Origin of the sequence: Synechococcus sp. CS-1326, from assembly GCF_025128115.1 — a bacterium.
In the GTDB taxonomy this organism is placed as follows: Bacteria; Cyanobacteriota; Cyanobacteriia; order PCC-6307; family Cyanobiaceae; genus Regnicoccus.
Genome location: NZ_JAHLYV010000034.1, coordinates 1 through 19,450, shown reverse-complemented (window position 1 = coordinate 19,450; position 19,450 = coordinate 1). Strand labels below are relative to the sequence as shown.

Annotated in this window: 15 protein-coding genes and 2 pseudogenes; 10 read left to right on the top strand and 7 right to left on the bottom strand. The window is 67.3% G+C overall.

All coding sequences use genetic code 11. The features are described 5' to 3' along the window. Positions 1-764 precede the first annotated feature (764 nt). The gene (locus KQ307_RS13890; protein WP_259702720.1) at positions 765-1,925 is read left to right on the top strand and encodes an HlyD family secretion protein; all 1,161 of its coding nucleotides are present in this window, start codon (positions 765-767) and stop codon (positions 1,923-1,925) included. Beyond that, complete coding sequence (locus tag KQ307_RS13885; protein WP_259728322.1) at positions 1,922-3,490, top strand: DHA2 family efflux MFS transporter permease subunit; 1,569 nt, start codon at positions 1,922-1,924, stop codon at positions 3,488-3,490. Before KQ307_RS13890 ends, KQ307_RS13885 begins: the two co-directional genes overlap by 4 nt. Positions 3,491-3,902: 412 nt before the next feature. Here KQ307_RS13885 and KQ307_RS13880 read toward each other — a convergent pair. After that, positions 3,903-4,025, bottom strand: a pseudogene (locus KQ307_RS13880) (TetR family transcriptional regulator); the annotation flags it as partial. A 153-nt stretch (positions 4,026-4,178) separates the two neighbouring features. Next, the gene (locus KQ307_RS13875; protein WP_259702753.1) at positions 4,179-4,655 is read right to left on the bottom strand and encodes a redox protein; all 477 of its coding nucleotides are present in this window, start codon (positions 4,653-4,655) and stop codon (positions 4,179-4,181) included. Between the two features lie 286 nt (positions 4,656-4,941). Here KQ307_RS13875 and KQ307_RS13870 point away from each other — a divergent pair, with 286 nt between their 5' ends. After that, positions 4,942-5,808 carry a CsgG/HfaB family protein gene (locus KQ307_RS13870; RefSeq protein ID WP_259702718.1) on the top strand — a complete coding sequence of 289 codons (867 nt, stop codon included), beginning with the start codon at positions 4,942-4,944 and terminating at the stop codon, positions 5,806-5,808. Between the two features lie 13 nt (positions 5,809-5,821). On the opposite strand, the gene cobA is transcribed toward KQ307_RS13870, so the two are convergent. Together cobA and KQ307_RS13860 are read right to left on the bottom strand one after the other, a co-directional pair. Continuing rightward, positions 5,822-6,595, bottom strand: a complete 774-nt coding sequence (cobA, locus tag KQ307_RS13865) for a uroporphyrinogen-III C-methyltransferase (RefSeq protein WP_259728321.1) — start codon at positions 6,593-6,595, stop codon at positions 5,822-5,824. Beyond that, the gene (locus KQ307_RS13860; protein ID WP_259728320.1) at positions 6,592-7,923 is read right to left on the bottom strand and encodes a CbiX/SirB N-terminal domain-containing protein; all 1,332 of its coding nucleotides are present in this window, start codon (positions 7,921-7,923) and stop codon (positions 6,592-6,594) included. Before KQ307_RS13860 ends, cobA begins: the two co-directional genes overlap by 4 nt. 162 nt (positions 7,924-8,085) lie before the next feature. On the opposite strand from KQ307_RS13860, the gene KQ307_RS13855 reads away from it, so the two are divergent. Beyond that, positions 8,086-8,538: a hypothetical protein gene (locus KQ307_RS13855; RefSeq protein WP_259728319.1), complete on the top strand. Its 453-nt coding sequence runs from the start codon at positions 8,086-8,088 to the stop codon at positions 8,536-8,538. On the opposite strand, the gene KQ307_RS13850 is transcribed toward KQ307_RS13855, so the two are convergent. Next, positions 8,465-10,048 carry a ferredoxin--nitrite reductase gene (locus KQ307_RS13850; protein ID WP_399242406.1) on the bottom strand — a complete coding sequence of 528 codons (1,584 nt, stop codon included), beginning with the start codon at positions 10,046-10,048 and terminating at the stop codon, positions 8,465-8,467. The two genes, KQ307_RS13855 and KQ307_RS13850, sit on opposite strands and share 74 nt — an antisense overlap. A gap of 120 nt (positions 10,049-10,168) precedes the next feature. On the opposite strand from KQ307_RS13850, the gene KQ307_RS13845 reads away from it, so the two are divergent. The 6 genes from KQ307_RS13845 to KQ307_RS13820 all read left to right on the top strand — a co-directional run bounded on the left by KQ307_RS13845 (position 10,169) and on the right by KQ307_RS13820 (position 16,880). Then, a complete protein-coding gene (locus tag KQ307_RS13845; protein WP_259702752.1) occupies positions 10,169-11,197 on the top strand; it encodes an anthranilate phosphoribosyltransferase in 1,029 nt (342 codons plus the stop codon). Then, positions 11,194-11,661 (top strand): nitrate reductase associated protein, encoded by a 468-nt coding sequence (locus tag KQ307_RS13840; protein ID WP_259702713.1) that lies wholly within the window; start codon positions 11,194-11,196, stop codon positions 11,659-11,661. Before KQ307_RS13845 ends, KQ307_RS13840 begins: the two co-directional genes overlap by 4 nt. A gap of 180 nt (positions 11,662-11,841) precedes the next feature. After that, positions 11,842-13,155 (top strand): CmpA/NrtA family ABC transporter substrate-binding protein, encoded by a 1,314-nt coding sequence (locus KQ307_RS13835; protein WP_259728318.1) that lies wholly within the window; start codon positions 11,842-11,844, stop codon positions 13,153-13,155. A gap of 16 nt (positions 13,156-13,171) precedes the next feature. Next, positions 13,172-14,002 carry a nitrate ABC transporter permease gene (ntrB, locus tag KQ307_RS13830; RefSeq protein ID WP_259702711.1) on the top strand — a complete coding sequence of 277 codons (831 nt, stop codon included), beginning with the start codon at positions 13,172-13,174 and terminating at the stop codon, positions 14,000-14,002. A gap of 4 nt (positions 14,003-14,006) precedes the next feature. Beyond that, a complete protein-coding gene (locus KQ307_RS13825; RefSeq protein WP_259728317.1) occupies positions 14,007-16,034 on the top strand; it encodes a nitrate ABC transporter ATP-binding protein in 2,028 nt (675 codons plus the stop codon). Positions 16,035-16,046: 12 nt separating this feature from the next. After that, a complete protein-coding gene (locus KQ307_RS13820; RefSeq protein WP_259728316.1) occupies positions 16,047-16,880 on the top strand; it encodes a nitrate ABC transporter ATP-binding protein in 834 nt (277 codons plus the stop codon). Between the two features lie 23 nt (positions 16,881-16,903). Here KQ307_RS13820 and KQ307_RS13815 read toward each other — a convergent pair whose 3' ends face one another. Beyond that, positions 16,904-19,042, bottom strand: coding sequence for a molybdopterin oxidoreductase family protein (locus KQ307_RS13815; protein WP_259728315.1), 2,139 nt, complete (start codon positions 19,040-19,042; stop codon positions 16,904-16,906). A 273-nt stretch (positions 19,043-19,315) separates the two neighbouring features. Beyond that, positions 19,316-19,450, bottom strand: a pseudogene (locus KQ307_RS13810) (IS1595 family transposase); the annotation flags it as partial.

Here is a 19,450-nt window from a genome sequence, read left to right as displayed (position 1 = left end):
TCGTCTCGGATAGGGTCGCTAACGTAGGCTTCTTCTGCTGAAGCCTGTGGATGCGCTTCTCCTCATCCCAGAATCCACGCTGTCCCATTCAGCTGTGTTGAACTGAACCAATTCTATTGCTTATTTTAAAGTCTGTCAGGGGGCGACGTTGATTTTTTGAGGTGCCCAACAGATACTGGAGCCTCAAGCTCTTCCAGCGTGATTGCAGTCGAAGATATAATGTCTTTCTTCATATAAAGCTCCTGCTTCTTAATAAATTTGCTGGAGAGGATGTCTTCGTTAGCATAATCATTTTGGCATTGAAATTGGGTCAGTGCCAGTCCCTCGAAGCTGGGATGCTGACGCCTCCACTTCTGGATCCGCCGCTAGTTGTATCGGCTACTACCGATTGAGATGACCAAGCCCTTGGCGGCTGGGCGGGTAACAGTCTTTGGTCATGGCACGTACGGAGCCTGCAGCAGGCTTGCGAACTGTCGCCATAGGGATCCTTCGCGGCTGTTTCGATGTGCTGACCCGGCCGTCATCAGTGCTCAAAAGCGGACTGCAAAGCTGCCCTTAGGCAGCAGCTAGGCACAGAAGCTCTCTGAAGTGCTGGTATGACTGACATTCCAACGGGCTCATAATCCGCCTGAGCCGAGTTCGATCCTCGGGACCCCCATGTTCAACAGTGTGGGCCTGGAAAATCCTTCCGGCCAAACGCAGCAACCGGGAGCAGCAGCCTGAATGGGCAAAAGCTGATTAGGGTAAGCAAGCGCTCACTTCCTATGGCTCGCCCTTCCCTCCCCGCCATCCTCGACAGTCCTCGGGCGGCATCGCCCCAGGCCGAGCCGTCCCCTGGCCCACACCCCATCCCGCCGCCCTCCCGGCAGGCTGCTGGCAAGCTCCTCTGGCTGATTCCCTGGGTGGGCCTGGCCATTGCGGCCGGCATCGGTGGCTGGATGGCCCTGCACAAGGGGGCGGTGGAAACCGATGACGCGCAGGTGCAAGCGAGCCTGACTGAAATCTCCAGCCGTGTTCCTGGAACGATCTCCCGGGTGGCTGTCTCGGACAACCAGGCCGTCACGGCCGGCGCTCTGCTGGTGGCACTCGATGACCGCGACGCACGCACCCAGCTGCAGCTCGCCGAAGCGAACCTCCTGGAGGCCGAACACCAGGCCGATGCCCTGGCGGCCCAGACCGGCAGCGCCGCCAGTGCCGCACAGGCGGCCGGAAACCAGGCCAGGGCCGATCAGGAGGAGGCCAGCGCCGAGTTGATCCGCAGCGGCGCGGAGCTCAGACGCCTGGAGTTCCTGCTCAGCCAGGGGGGCGTGTCCCAGCAGGACGTGGACCGTGCCCGCGCCACCTTCCGGCAGGCCCTGGGCCAACAGACCCGCAGTCTGGCCACCGCCCAGCAGGCCCACTCCAGTGATCGGCAGGTGGGTGTGGAGGCCCAGAAAGCCGCAGCCGCCCGCGCCCGCATCGACCAATTCAGGGCATCAGTGGCTGAGGCGCGCCTGCAGCTCTCTTACACGCACCTGCTCGCGCCGGTGCCCGGACGGATCGGTGCTCGCCAGGCGGAACCGGGTCGCCAGGTCCAGACCGGGCAGCCGCTGATGCTGCTGGTGGGGATCCATCCCTGGGTGGAGGCCCACTTCAAGGAAACGCAGCTGGAGGGCCTGCGGCTGGGCCAGGCCGCCGAGATCAGGCTCGACGCCTTCCCCGGCCGGGTCTTCGCTGGCCGGATCGTCAGCCTGGCACCGGCCTCCGGGGCCCGCTTCGCCCTGCTTCCCCCCGAAAACGCCACCGGAAATTTCACCAAGGTGGTGCAGCGGGTGACAGCGCGGATCGCACTCGATGAGCACTCCGAACTGGCCCAGCTCCCCGCCGGGATCCGGCAGCAACTGGTCCCGGGCCTTTCGGCCTCGGTGCGGGTGCTGCGTCCGTGAGCACCGCCGTTGGGGCGCCTTCGCCGGAGCGGCTCAGCGCCCGGCAATGGGGCGTGGTGCTCACAGCCTCCCTGGCGGCCCTGCTGGAGGTGCTCGACACCAGCATCACCAATGTGGCCCTGACCAGCATCCAGGCCAGCCTGGGCGCCACCTTGGCGGAAGTGGGCTGGGTCGTGACCGGCTACACCATGGCCAATGTGGTGATGATCCCGCTGATCGCCTGGCTGGGTGATGTCTTCGGGCAGAACCGCACCTTCCTGTTCTCCCTGGCCGGTTTCACTGTGGCCTCGGTGCTGTGTGGCCTGGCCCCTACCTTGCCGACCCTGGTGGCTGCCCGGATCCTGCAGGGTCTGCTCGGAGGCGGGCTGCTGGCCAAGGCCCAATCGATCATGTTCCAGGCGGTCCCGCCGTCGCTGCAGGGCAAGACCCAGGGGGTGTTCGGCGTGGTTCTGCTGGCCGGACCGGCCCTGGGACCGACCCTCGGCGGCCTGCTCACCGATGCCCTCGGCTGGCGCTGGATCTTTTTCGTGAACCTTCCCTTCGGGATCCTGGCCGTGCTGATGGCGCTGGCAGTGATGCCCCCGGAGCGGAGTTCCGAACTGTCCCGCAGCCGCAGCGGCGTCGATTGGATCGGAATCGGCCTGCTGATCCTCTGCCTGGCCAGCCTGCAGATCGTGCTGGAGCAGGGCCGCCAGCTCGACTGGTTCGCAAGCAAGGCCATTGTTCAGCTGGCCCTGCTCTCGGCGGTGAGCCTGCCGGTGTTCGTGGCCTGGGAACTGAGCCAGCGCCGATCTGCGGTGGACTTGCGGGTGCTTCGCCACCGCACCCTGGCGGCCGGCTGCCTGTTCTCGATGGTGCTGGGACTGGGGCTCTACGGCACGGTCTTCGTTGTGCCGATCTTCGCCCAGTCCGTACTCGGCTACACAGCCACCCAGACCGGGCTGCTGCTGCTGCCGGGGGCCCTGGCCTCAGCGCTCAGCATGGGGCTGCTCAGCCGCCAGGTGGCCCGCTTCGATCCCCGCCTCCTGATCGTGACGGGTTCCCTGCTGATGGTGCTGACGATGGGCTGGATTGGTGCCATCAGCCCGAACACCGGCGAAGACTCCCTCTACTGGCCCCTGATCCTGCGCGGGGTTGCCACCGTGATGATGTTCCTGCCCCTCAGCCTGGCCAGCCTGGGCTCCTTGCCCCGCGAGGAGGTGGGAGCTGGGAGCGGACTGTTCAACCTCACCCGCCAGCTGGGGGGAAGCTTCGGCATCGCATTGCTCACCGTGGTGATCGACCAGCGCAGCAGTCTGCACCGGGCCCGCCTGGTGGAGTCCCTGTCCACCACCAACCCCCTGCTGCTGGATCACCTGCAGGAGCTGCAGCAATGGTTGCAATCCCGCGGCAGTGCGGCCGGGCAGGTAAAGAACCAGGCCCTGGATCTGCTCAATCAGCAGGTGAATCAGCAGGCGGCGTTGCTGGCCTTCGGCGACGTGTTCCAGGTGGTGGGTGTGGTGTTCCTGGCCGCCATCCCCCTGGTGCTGCTGCTGGGCCGGCCGGCTGTGGCCCCAGCCCCCTGAACAGCACAGCCAGGGCCTGGCGGGTCCGGGCCGGGAGGTCGGCGAGACTGCCATTGATCAGACCCTGCAGCATCAGGCCCTGATAGACGGCGAGCACCTGGCCGGCCAGGGCTGGAACATCCAGCTGGGAATCCAGGATCCGCCGCTCCTGGGCGTTTTGCAGCAGCCGGGCCAGCCGCTGGCGGTAGCGGGCCATGAACGCTCGGCCGGTCTCCCGAGCGGCACTGGTTTCCGGCCGTTGCAATTCCGCGAACAGCATCCGCAGCAGCCCTGGATGTTCCTGAACGAAACCCACATGGACCAGCAGGATGGCCTCAACCCTCTCCATGGGGTGCTCCGGGGCACCGGAGTCGACGGCATCAAAACGTTGCCAGAGGGCCTCTGTGGCCCAGCGAACAGTTTCAGCCCAGAGGTCGTCCCGGCTGGAAAAGTGGCGGAACAGGGCCCCATGGCTGAGGCCCATGCGCTCGGCGATGGCAGCTGTGCTGATCGCATCGGGCGCCATCGAAGCGGCCAGCTCGATCAGGGCGCGCACGGCAGCGGACCTGCGCTCGGCGGCAGGAGCGGGAAGGGCCCGGGCCACAGAGACTCAAAAAAGTGAGTACTCACTTTAAAGCCCGATTGCCGCAAACCCTCCGCCTGTGGGAGAGGCCAGCCCCATCCAGCTGGGCTGTCCCAGGCTCCGCACCTACCAGCTGACACCGTGCAGTTTCGGCAACGGGGCGGTCTGGCTGGTGACGGCGAACAGCCTCGGGATCCGATGGCTGTTGTACACCCGGAACTCCTCCACCAGGCTCACGCCTGCCTTGCGCACGGCCTGGTTCAGCACCAGGGAGCCGTCAGGGTCGGAAACGGAGCGGTGGAAGGTGCCTGGCGGGATCCGCAGGATGTCGCCGCCGGTATCGAGCCGCACGATGTGAAAGGGATAGTTCCAGCCCAGATTCACCAGGAAAAAGGTGCGGCCGCCGTGCATGGCCAGCAGGTTGTCTTCCTGGTGCGGGTGCAGATAGAACTGCCAGGCCCCGGATTCCGGGTCATCGGGAGGGCTGATCGCCGGCCCGGTGTGCACCACCAGGTCGCGGGCATTGGAGGTGGGAACCGTGATGTCGAAGAAGCGGACCGAGGGCGTGTCGCGGAACTTCTCGTAGGGGATCAGCTCGAACATCGGCGCCGGCCTCGGCGCTCTGGAATCGCTGGGTTGCAGGACGGAGCTGGACATGGAACAACGCCGGCCGCAAGGTGACGCCTGAAAGTTCAACCACCTAACCGAAGGCTTCCGCGTCCGAGCCGTGCGAACCGCTACGGAACCCAGCACGGGTGACGGAATCCAAGCCGGGTGGAGGCCGATGGGGAAGATTTGATCGTACAAGTCGGCAGGTACGCCTTCGGGGGAGTGGCTCTGGTTCCCCTTGCTTGAATGACGGCACACCGTGCCGCTGGAGTCGTCTGTCTTGACCGATCGTTCACCCCGCTTTCTCCGCCTGGCAGCCCTTCTGGTCACGGTCAGCCTGGGCCTGAGCAGCCTTGAGGCCCAGGCCCAGGCGGGTCGGCCGGCCAGTCGGCCTGTCGGCCGGCCCACCGTTTCGGTGCCGAACTTCAAGAACACCGTCACCCAGCGGACCTGGTGGTGGCAGGGTCCGGTGGCGGAAGATCTGGCGGCGATGCTCGCCAACGAACTGCAGGCCACCGGCGATCTGCAGGTGGTGGAGCGCAGCAACCTCAAGGAGGTGCTCTCCGAACAGGAGCTCACCGAGCTCGGCATCGTCCGCAAGGGCTCGAACGCGGCCCAGAAGGGTCAGATGACCGGCGCCCGCTACATCGTGCTGGGCACTGTCTCCTCCTACGACTCCAACGTGGAGAACAAGAGCACAGGCAGCAACTTCGGCCTGCTCGGTTTCCGCACCAACAAGGAGCAGGTCGAAACCAAGGATTATGTGGCGATCGACATCCGCGTCGTCGACAGCAGCACCGGCGAGGTGGTGGGGCGCCGCACCGTGGAGGGCCGGGCCACCAACACCGCCGAAGCCAGAGAACAAGGCGTCAGCCTGTTGCCGGCGGCGGTCGGCGCCTTGCTGCTGGCCCCGAACATGGGCACCACCGGACAGGTGCTCACCGGCGCCGCCGGCACCTTGAACTTCGGCTCCAACACGGCCCAGTCGCAGCGGACTCCCGCCGCCAAGGCCATCCGCGCCGCCCTGATCGATGCCTCCAGCTATGTGAGCTGTCTGCTGGCGCCCCGGGGCGACTGCATGGCCAGCTTCGATGCCCAGGACCGGGAGCGACGCCAGCGCACCGGCGAGTCCCTGAAGCTGGAGTGAGCCGGGGACCGGCTCAGAAGGGGATCGGCATCTCAACCGACGCCGGCAAGGGCGCACAGCTCGGCACCCGCTCCGCCACCACCCGGCCGATCACCACGATGGCCGGCGATTCGAAGCCCTCAGCCTCCACCCGGTCGGCCAGGTCGCCGAGGCTGGCCACCAGCTCCCGCTGGCCCCGCACCGTTCCCTGCTGGACAACGGCGACAGGGGTGGCTGGATCCAGACCGCCGGCCATCAGTTCCTCGCCGATCCGACGCAGGTTGTGCAGGCCCATGTAGATCACCAGCCCGTCGCTGCTGCGGGCCAGACCACGCCAGTCGACGGCAGGGCGGGCCTTGTCGAGCTCTTCGTGGCCGGTCACGAAGGTGACGCTTGAGCCGGCCCGGCGATGGGTGATCGGTATCCCCATGTAGGCGGGCGCCGCGATTCCGGCGGTGACACCCGGCACCACCTCCACGGGCACCCCAGCGGCCACCAGATGGGCGGCCTCTTCGCCGCCGCGGCCGAACAGGAACGGGTCGCCGCCCTTGAGCCGCACGATGCAGCGGCAACGCTGGGCCAGCTCCACCAGCACGGCGTTGGTGCTGGGCTGGGGAACCGAGTGGTGGCCCCGGCGCTTGCCGACGAAATGCCGTTCGCAGCCTTCTGGGGTGAGATCGAGCAGGGCCCGGGGCACCAGCGCGTCATGGACGAGGGCATCGCACTGGCTCAGCAGGCGGTGGGCCTTGAGGGTGAGCAGCTCAGGATCCCCTGGTCCGGCCCCCACCAGGTAGACCTTGCCGGTCATGGCAGCGCCTCCAGCTCGCGCACCAACAGCTGCCGGAACCGGGGCCTCTCCACCAACGGCATTCCGAGCTGCTCGGGAAGGCTTTCGGTGAGCCGGTTGGCCGCCAGGGCCAGGGGCAGGGCACCGGGATGGATCGCCAGTTTGATCTCCTGCAGATCTGCCGCAGTGTATGGAGTGGGCAGGCAGCGCGCCTGGGTGACCGACTGGAGATGGACGAGATAGCGGGCACCCAGGCCATCCTCAAGCGGATGATGCAGCAGCAGGGGTGCCCCGGGGCCGGAGTCCGCGGAACCGTCTTGCACCTGAACCATGGCGGCCAGTTCGGCAGCCAGGGCTCGCTGCCAGCTCGGCCAGGCGCCAAGAAAGGGCAGGCGGCGCACGGGGCCGTGGGCACGCCAGGCGGTGGCGATGGCGGGCACGTCGATGCGGACGTGGCTGCCGGGCAGCAGGAACAGCGGCACCAGGGTGAGCCAGGGCTGGAGGTCCGCGGATCCAGCCGGGGTGCCGAAGCTGGCCGGGGATGGCGGCGCCTGAGCCGTGAGGGCCTGGATCCGCACCGGCCGGCCCCGCAGCCGCTCCAGTTCGCTCGCCAGGTTCTGCAGTTCCCCGGGAATCACACCGCCGGCCCGGCCGTGCACGATCAGCAGCAGCGGGCTGGGGGGCAGGGCCGCCCAACGGCGGCGCAGCCGTTGCCCCACCAGCGGATCCAGGGGGCGGCGGGTGAGGGGGAACAGGGCCCAGCGACCCCGGGGCAGCCTGGCCAGCAGATCAACGGCCTGGCTTGCCAGCTGGGGCTGGAGGTCGCCCGCCAGGCTCAACAGCTGCCGGCGGAGGGCCGCCAGCGGCCAGGCGCTCAACCCCAGCGCCAGGCCCTCCAGAGCTGCCCGGCGCAGCGGCAGGGGGCCGGCCTCCAGGCTCAGCCGGGCAAGCAGGGGATAGTCGATGGGATCGCGCTGATGGCCCAGCAACGGGAGCAAGGGCAACCGCTGCTCCGGGGCGGTGCGCTCGTTCACGGCCTGGCGCAGCAGGGCGGCCGACCGGGGTGTGCGGACGCGACCGATCAACGGCAGCAAGTCAGGGTCACCGACCGTGGCCAGCCACCAGGCCAGCAGCCGATCACTGCCGGCTCCGTCAAGGCGCCCTGCCAGGACGGCCAGCAGATCGACTGCCGGCTCAAGCTGGCCCCGTTCGAGGGCCTCAATCCAGACGCCGCAATCCGGGTTGTCCTGGCGACGCAGCCGCTGCAGCCAGGGCCAGCGCTCCGGGCTCCCCGGTGGCGGCAGCGCGGCGGGAACCAGCAAGCGTTCCAGGGGTGAGGGTGCTGCCACGCGCTGTGGGACAGCCGGTGATGTCCAGGATGGCACCGCCGCCGACCACGGCGGGATCAGCTGATCGACGCGTAGCCGTTGATACGTTTTCTCCGGTTTCTGTGTTCGGCCCGGGCAGCGGCTTAGCAAGGAAGAAGCCAACCCCTCCCTGCGGAACCGGCGATGCAAGCCACCGTGACACCAGCCAGACCCAGCCGGAGCGCCGGCGGTTCGAACCCGGCGCGACGCCCGGCGCCCGAGGGGGCCTCCCAGGCGGAAGCGATGCTCAGCTGCACCGATCGCAAACAGCAGCAACTCGTCTTCCAGTTGGTGCGCCAATTGGCCGAGGCCCAGTTCAGGCGGGCCGACCCGGTGTTGAGCGCGCGGCTCTGGCAGGAAGTGCTGGCCCTGGAGATCGACCCGGAGCGGATCACCCGCCTGCTCTACGGAGGCCAGGATCCCGAAGACCGCCAGGCCCTGGCCGCGCTGGATCCGGCCGCTCCCCCGCTCCCGACCAGTCCCCCGAGCCGGTCCCGCTGGGCCTGGCTGGGGAGAGCAGCAGTCAGACCCCTGGTCGGCGTCGGGCTCCGAAACGCTCCACCAGCAGCGTTTCGAGCACATCGGACAGCTGGCTGAGCGGTATGGGCTTGTCGTGCAGTTCGCCGAGACGCGGCTCCGCCGCCATCGAGCCACCCAGGAAGATCTTGGCCGCTTCCACCATCTGACCATCCAGGCGCGCCTTGGCCCCCATCAGACCGATCTCGCCCATGTACGGCTGGCCGCAGGCGTTGGGACAGCCGGTCCAGTGGGTGCGGACGGCCTGGGGCAGCTCCAGGCGCCGTTCCAGTTCCTCCACAACCGCCTGGGCCGTGCTTTTGGTGGGGATCAGGGCAAAGCTGCAGTAACGGTTGCCGGTGCAGCTCACGGCCTCGGCCTCCAGGGGGCCGGGTTCGACCCTGAACCGCTGCAGCAACGGCTCCGCCAACAGGGCCTCCAGCCGCTCACCGGGAACATCGCAGATCAGCACGTTCTGGCTTTCGCTGAAGCGCAGCTGGCCGCTGCCGTAGATGCGGGCCAATCGGGACAGCAGCGCCATGCCGGAGGCCTCCAGACGCCCCATCGGCACATGCAGACCCACCCAGTGGAGGCCGTCCTGCCTCTGGGCATGGACACCGCAGATGTCGCGGGGGGCCCGGTCCACCAGGTGGGAGCCGTCGTGGCGTGACACCGCCGCCGCTGCCGCCGCACCGGCGAACTCGCCATAGGTGTCGAGCACCTCGTTGCGGTAGCGCTCGATGCCGAGGGCATCGATCAGATACATCAGGCGGGTCTTGTTGCGGTTGCTGCGATCCCCCTGGCGCTCGTAGTGACGCAGCACCGCGAGGCTGAACTCTGGCAGCTGATCGCCGCGCAGCCAGAGGCCGAGCGGGATGGCCAGGGTGTTGCGCTGGGCCGAGAAGAACCCGCCGACCAGAACGGTGAAACCCAGTTCAGCGCTCTGGTCACCGTCCCGGTGGGCGGGCAGGAAGGCCAGATCGTTGTGAAGCAGGAAGCTGTCGGGGGCGCCACCCACCGCCACATTGAACTTGCGCGGCAGATTCTTCGGGCCTTCCGGGCCGAGCAGAACATCCTGAATGGCATCCACGAGCGGCCGGGTGTCCACGAACTCCTCGGGGTCGATCCCGGCCAGGGGATTGCCGGTGACGTTGCGGGGGTTGTCGTGACCCGACTGCCGACTGGTCAGCCCCACGGCTGCCATCGCAGTCACCAGGGGGCCCATGTCTTCGAGCAAAAGTCCCCGCAGCTGAAGGTTCTGGCGGGTGGTGATGTCGGCACTGCCATGGTCGCCGCAGCGGTCCACCGCCTCGGCCAGCACATCCAGCTGATCCGCCTGGATCAGCCCGTTCGGGAGCCGCAGCCGCACCATGAACCGGCCGGGGGTCACCGGCCTGAAAAAGATGCCCAGCCATTTCAGATGGATGGTGAGGGTGGCTTCGTCGAGGGATTCCCAGCCGGCCTGGCCAAGCTCAGCCAGCCTCGGCTCCAGAGCCAACCCGCAGAAATCGGCCTTGGCCTGCTCCACCTTGGAGCGCTTGGAGGAGGCCACCAGGGGGGTCGCTTCAGGCGAAGACTGACTGAGCGGCATGATGGTTCCAGCGCTTCACATTCCTGCCACACTCTCGCCTGTCCCCCCGCTTCCTTGTTGCAACCACTACCTAAGATCGGGGCTCAGCAGGCCAGCCCAGCCGCCCGGCGTCAACCGGTGATGGCGGCCGATGCCCTGCGTTTCCGGGAGCTGCTGGCCAAGGTCGGCAGTGGCGAACACACCAGCACCGGCCTGAACAGGATCGAGGCTCGAGCGGCCATGGATCTGATGCTGCAGGGGGAAGTGATGGATGCCCAGCTCGGCGCCTTCCTGATCGCCCACCGCATCCGGCGACCTGCTCCGATCGAGCTCAGCGGCATGCTCGACAGCTACCGCGCCCATGGTCCGGTGCTGCGCACCCCCGGTCGGCGGGCCCTCTGCTTCGGGGTTCCCTACGACGGCCGCAGCCGCACCGCGCCGCTGCTGCCGCTGCTGGCATTGCTGCTGGCGGCCGCCGGCCAGCCCGTGGTGCTCCATGGCGGCTCACCGATGCCGGTGAAATACGGCGTCACCCTGGCCGAGGCGTTCGCGGCCCTGGGGATCGACTGGCGAAACCTCAGCCTGACCGCAGTGCAGCGGCGCCTTGACACCCACAACCTCGCCCTCACCCACCAGCCCGCCCACTTCCCTGCCGCCGAACGGCTGCTGCCGGTGCGCGACGCCATCGGCAAACGCCCACCGGTGGCCAGCCTGGAGCTGCTCTGGACGCCCCACCAGGGAGAGCACCTGCTGATCAGCGGCTTCGTTCACCCTCCCACCGAGAGCAGGGCCTGGGAGGCCCTTGCCACGGCGGGCGAAGCCGATCTGCTGACGGTGAAGGGGCTGGAAGGCTCCACGGATCTGCCCACCTCCCGCGCCGGCATCACCGCCCGGGTGCGCAGCGGTGTGGTGAGCCGTCTCCTGCTCCATCCCCGCGACCACGGCATCACCTGCCAGGAGGTCGGCTGGGTCAGCCTCGACCAATGGCGCCAGGATGCCCTGGCCGCCCTGGGCGGGGAGGGCCCCCTGGCCGAAGGCCTGCTCTGGAACCTGGGCGCCTACCTCTGGCTGGCCGACCAGGCCGGCAGCCTCCAGGCAGGCCTGGATCTGGCCCGGGCCCTCCTGCATGCCCGCAGTGGTGAAAAGCTGCGCCAGGAGCTGGCGCGATGAACCGGCACAGCCACTGCTTCGGCTTTGAGGCGGACTTCGTCGGCGAGCTGCGCTGCATCCCGATGGCCGTGCGCCGCAAGCTCGATCTGGCCGGTGTGAAGCTCAGGCTCAACCACTGGCAGGGTCTGTCGGTGGCCGAACGGGAACGCCTGCTGGGCTGGCCCGATCAGCCCGCGGCGATCGCAGCCCTGGGGCACTGGTTGATCGAACGCACCGCAGCGATGCCTCAGGGGCAGGCCAGCCTGCTGGAGCCGGCACGGGCGACCAGCTGGCAGCAAGGCGACCAGGTGCCCACGGTGCTGGCCGATTCCTGTGAACAACTGGCGCTGATGCCGGTGTCAGCCGAGGCCTGGGCGGCACTCGATGAGTTGCAGCGCTTTGCCCTGATCAAGCTGAGCCACCCGGGCCACGAGCACCGCAACCTGCCCGGCGCCCTGCGGGAGTTCGGACTGAACGGTTCGTGAACCCACGTGATCGGATCGGTTGGTAACAACCGCCACGCTCGACGAACCTTTCACCGTGGTGACATAACAGGGTTGGTCAGCTTTTGCGCCATCCGAATTCTCACCGGCTCGGTGCGCTTCGTTGTGGAGCCCGTCCGGATCGCGTTCTGCGCATCCAGATCCCCCGCACCACCGGATTTCATGGCGAATCTTTCCCGTCGCAAGTTTCTGATCACCGCTGCCGGCACCACGGCAGGTGCGCTCTGGCTCAGTGCCTGCGGCGGCAACAAGTCCACCACCACCACCACTCCGGCCACGGGGGCTGCAGGGGGCGCTGATCCGGAGGTCAAGACCGCCACGCTCGGCTTCATCGCCCTCACCGACTCCGCTCCGCTGATCATCGCCAAGGAGAAGGGATTCTTCGCCAAACACGGCATGCCCGAGGTGAAGGTGGTCAAGCAGACCTCCTGGGCAGCCACCCGCGACAACTTGGAACTCGGGGCCGAACGCGGCGGCGTCGACGGCGCCCACATCCTCTCGCCGATGCCGCTGTTGCTCACAGCCGGAACGATCACTAAGTCGAGCCAACCGCTGCCGATGGTGACCCTGGCGCGGTTGAATCTGCAGGGCCAGGGCATCTCCGCCTCCAAGGATTTCCTGCCCGAAAAACTCACCATCGACAACAAGGCAGGGCTCGGATCAGCCGTGGCGGCCGCTGCCGCAAAAGGCAAGAAGTTCAAGGCGGCGGTGACCTTCCCCGGCGGCACCCACGACCTCTGGATGCGCTACTGGCTGGCGGCCAACGGCATCGATCCCAATACGAACGCCGACCTGGTGGTGATCCCGCCGCCGCAGATGGTGGCGAACATGCAGACCGACACGATGGACAGCTTCTGCGTGGGTGAGCCCTGGAACGAGCGGCTCGTCAACAAGAAGCTGGGCTTCACCGTGGCCCAGACCGGCGAGCTCTGGAAGCTCCATCCTGAGAAGGCCTTCTCGATGCGCGCCGACTGGGTGGAGAAGAACCCCATGGCCACCCAGGCCCTGCTCAAGGGCGTGCTGGAAGCACAGATCTGGTGCGATGATCCCGCCAATCTCGAGGAGATGTGCACGATCCTCGCCAAAGACAAATACATCAAGGCCACGGTCGAAGACATCAAGCCCCGCCTGGCCGGTGATGTGGACTATGGCGATGGCCGGGTGGTGAAGGACAGCCCGTTCAAGATGCGCTTCTGGGCCGATGGTGCCTCCTTCCCCTTCAAGAGCCATGACCAGTGGTTCGTGGTCGAAGACATCCGCTGGGGTTATCTGCCGGCCAGCACGGATATCGATGCGCTGGTGAACAAGGTGAACCGGGCTGATCTGTGGAAGGAGGCCGCCAGGGCGATCGGCCAGGAGCAGGCCATTCCCGCCTCCGATTCCAGGGGCAAGGAAACCTTCTTTGATGGCGTGGTCTTCGACCCCGAGGATCCAAAAGGCTATCTCGACAGCCTCAAGATCAAAGCCCTGGCCTGAGTCCAGACCCAACACCATGACCCTCATCGCCAGCGCCGGAAAGCGGCCAAGATCCCGCCGCACGGCTCTTCTCAAAGGGGTGATGCCCTATCTGGCCTGCATCGGCGCCTTCCTGCTGGCCTGGCAAGTGCTCTCAGGAGTGCTCGGCACGGCGCGGCTGCCGGGGCCGATCAACGTGGTGATCGACACCTGGGACCCCTACATCAGCCAGCCGTTCTTCGACGATGGCGGCACCAGCAAGGGGCTGGGCTGGCAGATCCTCATCTCCCTGCAGCGAGTCGGCATCGGCTACAGCCTCTCGGCGCTGGTGGGGATCGCGATCGGCGGGCTGCTCGGCCTGAATCGCTTCATCGGCAAGGGATTCGATCCCGTCATTCAGGTGCTCCGGACCGTGCCGCCACTGGCCTGGTTCCCGATCGCGCTGATGCTGTTTCAGGACGCCAACACCTCAGCCGTTTTCGTGATCTTCATCACGGCGATCTGGCCGATCATCATCAATACGGCCGTTGGGATCAGGGAGATCCCTCAGGATTACACCAATGTGTCCCGGGTGCTGAGGCTGAGCAAAGCCGCCTACATCCGCGAGATCGTGATCCCTTCCACCGTTCCCTATGTGTTCACGGGTCTGCGCATCGCCATCGGCCTGGCTTGGCTGGCGATCGTGGCTGCGGAAATGCTCAAAGCAGATGGTGGAATCGGCTACTTCATCTGGGATGCCTACAACGCCGGTGGTGATTCCAGTGCCAGCCAGATCATCCTGGCGATCGTCTACGTCGGCATCGTGGGCCTGATTCTCGACCGGCTGGTTGCCTATGTCGGCAGCCGCGTGAACACCGGAGCGCACTGAAATCATGCGAGCCCTGTTCACGGTCGACAACGTCACCCAGAGCTTTCCGCTTCAGGGAGGCGGCAGCTACATCGCCCTGAAGGATGTTTTTCTCGACATCGCCGAAGGCGAGTTCGTCTCCCTGGTGGGCCACTCCGGCTGTGGAAAATCAACGCTGCTCAACCTGCTGGCCGGCCTGACCCAGGCCACGGAGGGCGGAATCCTGATGGCGGGCCGTCAGGTCACCGATCCGGGGCCTGATCGGATGGTGGTGTTTCAGAACTATTCGCTGCTCCCCTGGAAAACGGTGCGCCAGAACATCGCCCTGGCCGTCGACAACGTGATGGCTTCGAGCAGCAGAGCCGAGCGGCAATCGATCATCGAGCACCACATCAACCTGGTGGGACTCAAGGCGGCGGCCGATCAGTTCCCCGCCCAGATCTCCGGGGGCATGAAGCAGCGCGTGGCCATTGCCCGCGCCCTGGCGCTCCGCCCCAAGTTGCTGCTTCTCGATGAGCCGTTCGGCGCCCTCGACGCTCTCACCCGCGGCAACCTGCAGGAACAGTTGATGCGCATCTGCGAAGAGGCCAAGGTCACCACGGTGATGGTCACCCACGACGTGGATGAGGCGTTGCTGCTCTCCGATCGGATCGTACTGATGACCAACGGTCCGGAGGCCTACATCGGCCAGATCATGGAGGTCGATCTGCCCCGGCCCCGCACCCATCTTTCTGCGGCGGCCCATCCCACCTACTACGCCCAGCGGGGAGAGGTGGTTCAGTTCCTCAACCAGCAGCGGCTGGCCCGGCGCCAGCGCCTCAACCCCGCCACCGCCATTGCCGCCAACCGGCTGGAGAAGGTGAATCTGGAGATCGGTTTCATCCCGCTCACCGATTGCGCCCCCCTGGTGGTGGCCCAGGAGCGGGGTTTCTTCGCCAAACACGGCCTCGACCAGGTGACTCTGCGCCGCGAAACGAACTGGAAGACCCTCGAAACAAACGTGCGCCAGAAGGTGCTCGATGCGGGCCAGATGGTGGCGGGGATGCCCTTCGCCATGACGCTCGGTGGCGGCGGGCAGCCACCTGCGCCGATGATCTCGGCGCTCACCCTCTCGCGCAACGGCAATGCGATCACCTTGCATCGCCGCTTTGCCGAGGCCGGGGTGCACAGCCTGGCCGACCTGAAGGACTGGACCGTTGCCAACCCTGGCCGCAGGCCTGTGCTGGCGATGGTGCATCCCGCCTCGATGCACAACCTGATCCTGCGGGCCTGGCTGGCCTCCGGCGGCCTTGAACCCGGCCGTGATGTGGAACTGATCGTGATCCCGCCGCCCCAGATGGTGGCCACGCTGAAGGCCGGCAGCATCGATGGCTTCTGCGTCGGGGAACCCTGGAACAGCCGCGCCGTCCAGGAGGGGCTGGGCACGGTGATCGCCACCGACCGGGAGCTCTGGAACGGCCACTGCGAAAAGGTGCTCGGTGTCCGTGAAGACTGGGCCGCCGCCCATCCGCTCACCCACCAGGCCCTGATCCAGGCTCTGATCGAAGCCTGCCGCTACTGCGACGAACCCGCCAATCGCGCCGATCTCTGCGAGCTGCTGGCCCGCAGGGAGTACGTGGGCGCCGAGGCGGCCCTGCTGCGGCCCGGCCTGATCGGCCCGTTCGACCGGGGGTTCGCAGAGCCGCAGCCCATTCCGGAGTTCATCCGCTTCTACGGGGCCCAGATCAACCCGCCCGATCGCAGCGACGCGGTCTGGATCCTCACCCAGCTGGCCCGCTGGGGCATCAGCCCCTTCCCGCTCAACTGGGAGGAGGTGATCGAGCGGGTGCAACGCCCCGACCTCTACGCCACAGCCGCCGAGTCGCTGGGGCTGCCGATCGAGAGCCGGGCCTCCAGGGGGCTGCAGCCGTTCGGTGCGCCACTGCTCGACCCCGGCGACCCGCTGGGCTACCTCGAGGCGCTCGGCGGCAACGGTGCGATCAGCCGCCGAACGGTGGCCTTACCACCCAGAGCCGGCCCATTGCCGGTCTCCCCGTCCTCCCCTCACCGCTGAATCGCCACGCCCATGCAGACCCAGACCGCCAAGGCGCCGCTGGCCGAACAGACCCGGGAACCCTTCCTGGTGATCGATGGCGTCTCGAAGGTGTATCCCACCAAGGCGGGGCCGTACACCGTGCTCGACAACATTCAGCTCAGCGTTGCCGAGTGTGAGTTTGTCTGTCTGATCGGCCATTCCGGTTGCGGCAAATCCACCCTGCTCGACATGGTGTCTGGATTCCGCCAGCCCAGCAGCGGCCAGGTGCGGCTGGAGTCCAGGGCGATCGAGGAACCGGGGCCGGATCGCATGGTGGTGTTCCAGAACTATTCGCTGCTGCCCTGGTTGAGCGCCTACGACAACATCGCCCTGGCGGTGAACAATGTGTTCCCGGAGCTGAAGCGCAATGGCCAGGCCCGGGAGCTGGTGGAGCAGAGCCTGGCCATGGTGGGGCTCACTGAAGCGGCCCACAAAAAGCCGGCGAGCCTGTCGGGGGGGATGAAGCAGCGGGTGTCGATTGCCCGGGCCCTGGCCCTGAAGCCCAAGGTTCTGGTGCTCGATGAGCCGTTCGGCGCCCTCGATCCGATCACCCGGGAGGAACTGCAGGAAGAGCTGCTGCGGATCTGGGCCGACCACAGGGTGACGGTGCTGATGATCACCCACGACATCGACGAGGCCCTGTTCCTGGCCGACCGGATCGTGATGATGACCAATGGCCCGGCCGCCACGATCGGCGAGGTGCTGGAGCTGCCGTTTGCGCGCCCACGGGATCGGGCCCGCCTGATGGAGCAGCCGGAGTACTTCGATCTGCGCAATCGCGCCCTCGATTTTCTCTACCGCCGTTACGCCCACGACGACGAATGAGCGGCGAGTGAGCGGCGGGCGGCTCAGGCCTGGGCGGGCGCCAGGTTCACCGCCGCCGCCTTCAATTCAGGCTGCCTGGAGATCGGGCAGGCCAGGGCATGCATCAGCCGATTGGCTTCGCAGGCATCGGCCTGGGCGGCGCCCCAGTGCATCGGCAGGAACACGGTGCCGGGCCGGATGCGATCGGTCACCAGCACCTTCGCTGTGAGGCGGCCCCGCCGCGAGCTCACCAGGGCCCAGGCGCCGTTCGCCAGGCCGTAGCGGCTGGCATCGCCGGGATTGACCTCCAGCAGCGGTTCCGGATGTTGGCGGCGCACCCGCTGGACATGGGCGGTGCGGGTCATGGTGTGCCAGTGGCCGAGGTAGCGGCCCACGGTGAGCACCAGCGGGTAGGTGGCATCGGGCGGTTCGCCCAGCCCCAGCGGCTGCTCGGCGATCAGCCGCGCCCGGCCGCTGGCGGTGGGGAAACGTCCTTCGGTGTGCAGGCGTGGCTGGCCGCCGCCGGGGGCGGTGCCGGCCGGGAACGGCCACTGCTGGGGGCCGTGTTCGGCCAGCAGCCGGTGGCTGAGGCCGCTGTGGTCGCAGATGCGGCCGGCGGTGATCGCGGCGAATTCGGCGTACACCTCAGCGCTGGAGCCGTAGCTGAAGGCCTGGGGATGGCCGAGGCGCCGGCCGATCTCGGCGAACACGGCCCAATCGGCGCGGGCCTGGCCCGGTGCCGGCCGGAAGGCCGCACAGAGGGTGACGCGCCGCTCGGAATTGGTCATCACCCCGGCCTTCTCACTCCACTGGGCGGCCGGCAGCACCAGGTGGGCCACCGCCTCGGTTTCGCTGCCGGCATACGCCTCCGACAGCACCACCAGCGGGCAGCGGGCCACGGCCGCCCGCACCCGATCCAGAGAGGGCAGGCTCACCAGCGGGTTGGTGGCCGCCACCCACCACAGGCCCAGCTCGCCGCGCTCCATCGCTTCGATCTGGCCCCAGACATCCAGCCCCGGCCGCGCGGCGATGGCGCCGGCGGCCAACCCCCAGTGGCGCTCCAGTTCGGCGCGGTGGGCGGCATCGGCCACGAAGCGGTAGCCGGGCAGCAGGGGCGCCAGCCCGCCCGCCTCCCGGCCCCCCATGGCATTGGGCTGGCCGGTGAGCGAGAAGGGGCCGGCGCCGGGGCGGCCGATCTGGCCGGTGAGCAGGTGCAGGTTGATGATCCCCGACACCGTGGCGGTGCCCTCCACGCTCTGGTTCACCCCCATCGACCAGAGGCTGAGCAGGGCGCGGCTGCGGCCCCAGAGCGCGGCAAGCATCTGCAGATGCTGCTCCTCGATGCCGCAGAGGGCGCACACCCGTTCGGGCGTCCAGCCCTCCAGCAGGGCGGCCAGCTCGGCGTAGCCCTCGGTGAAGGCGGCAATGAACGCCGCATCGAACTGGCCCCGGCGCAGCAGCAGGTGGCCGATGCCGTGCAGCAGCACCAGATCGGTGCCGGGCTGGATCGCCAGGTGCAGATCAGCCGCATCGGCGGTGGCGGTGTGGCGGGGGTCGATCACGATCAGCTGCAGGGCTGCCTTCTCCTTGCGTTTGCGCTTGAGCAGCCGCTGAAACAGCACCGGATGACAGTCGGCGGTGTTGGTGCCGATCAACATCACGGTGTCGCAACTGTCGAAGTCGTCGTAGCAGCAGGGGGGGCCATCGCTGCCGAGGCTGCGGGCGTAGCCCGACACCGCCGAGCTCATGCAGAGGCGGGAATTGGCATCGAAGTTGTTGCTGCCCAGGGCGCCTTTGAACAGCTTCTGGGCCAGGTAATAGTCTTCGGTGAGGAACTGACCGGAGCCATACATGGCCACCCCGGCCGGCCCGCGCTCGGCCAGCACTTGTTGTATCTGCGCCACGATGCGGCTGAGGGCTTCCTCCCAGCCGATCGGCTGCAGAGGTTGATCGATCCGCTCACGGAACAGCGGGGTGGTGAGGCGGTTGTGGTGCAGGGTTTCCCCCACCGTGGCCCCCTTCACGCACACCTGCCCGAGGGACGAGGGGTGCTGCCGGTCGCCCCGCACCGTCCAGGGATCCTGGCCGCCAGGCGCGGCCGCAACGGTCGCCACCGCCGGTTTGAGCTCAAGGCCGCAACCCACGCCGCAGTAGGGGCATTGGGCGCGGGCAGGATGGAGCACTCAACAGGCCGCAGACAACCGCTCGCGATCACCGCTGGCCAGACGCTCCAGCCGGCGAAAGCCAACAACCAACTTTAACGAAGACGGCCTTCAGCCAGGCCTTGCAGCTGGGGCCCTCCTGCTGGATTTCCTCTGCGCCCCAGGGAACCGGCAGCCCACTGACGAGCAAATCATTGTTAGGCCCCAGCCAGAGCGACTGGCGGAATCCCGTTGCCGTTTGCGGCTGCAGATCAAGGAGTTCATTCGCAGCGCGGGGAACATCGGCGCTCTTGATTAGGTAGCTGGCTCCGCACTCCTCAAGAAGCGTTCCGGCCGAGCGCCGCAGCTGCAGATGGCATGAACCACTCGCTCAGTCATCGTTGCCAAGTTGAAGCGCCGGTTGAAGCGGTAATTGAAGGCACCCAGGTA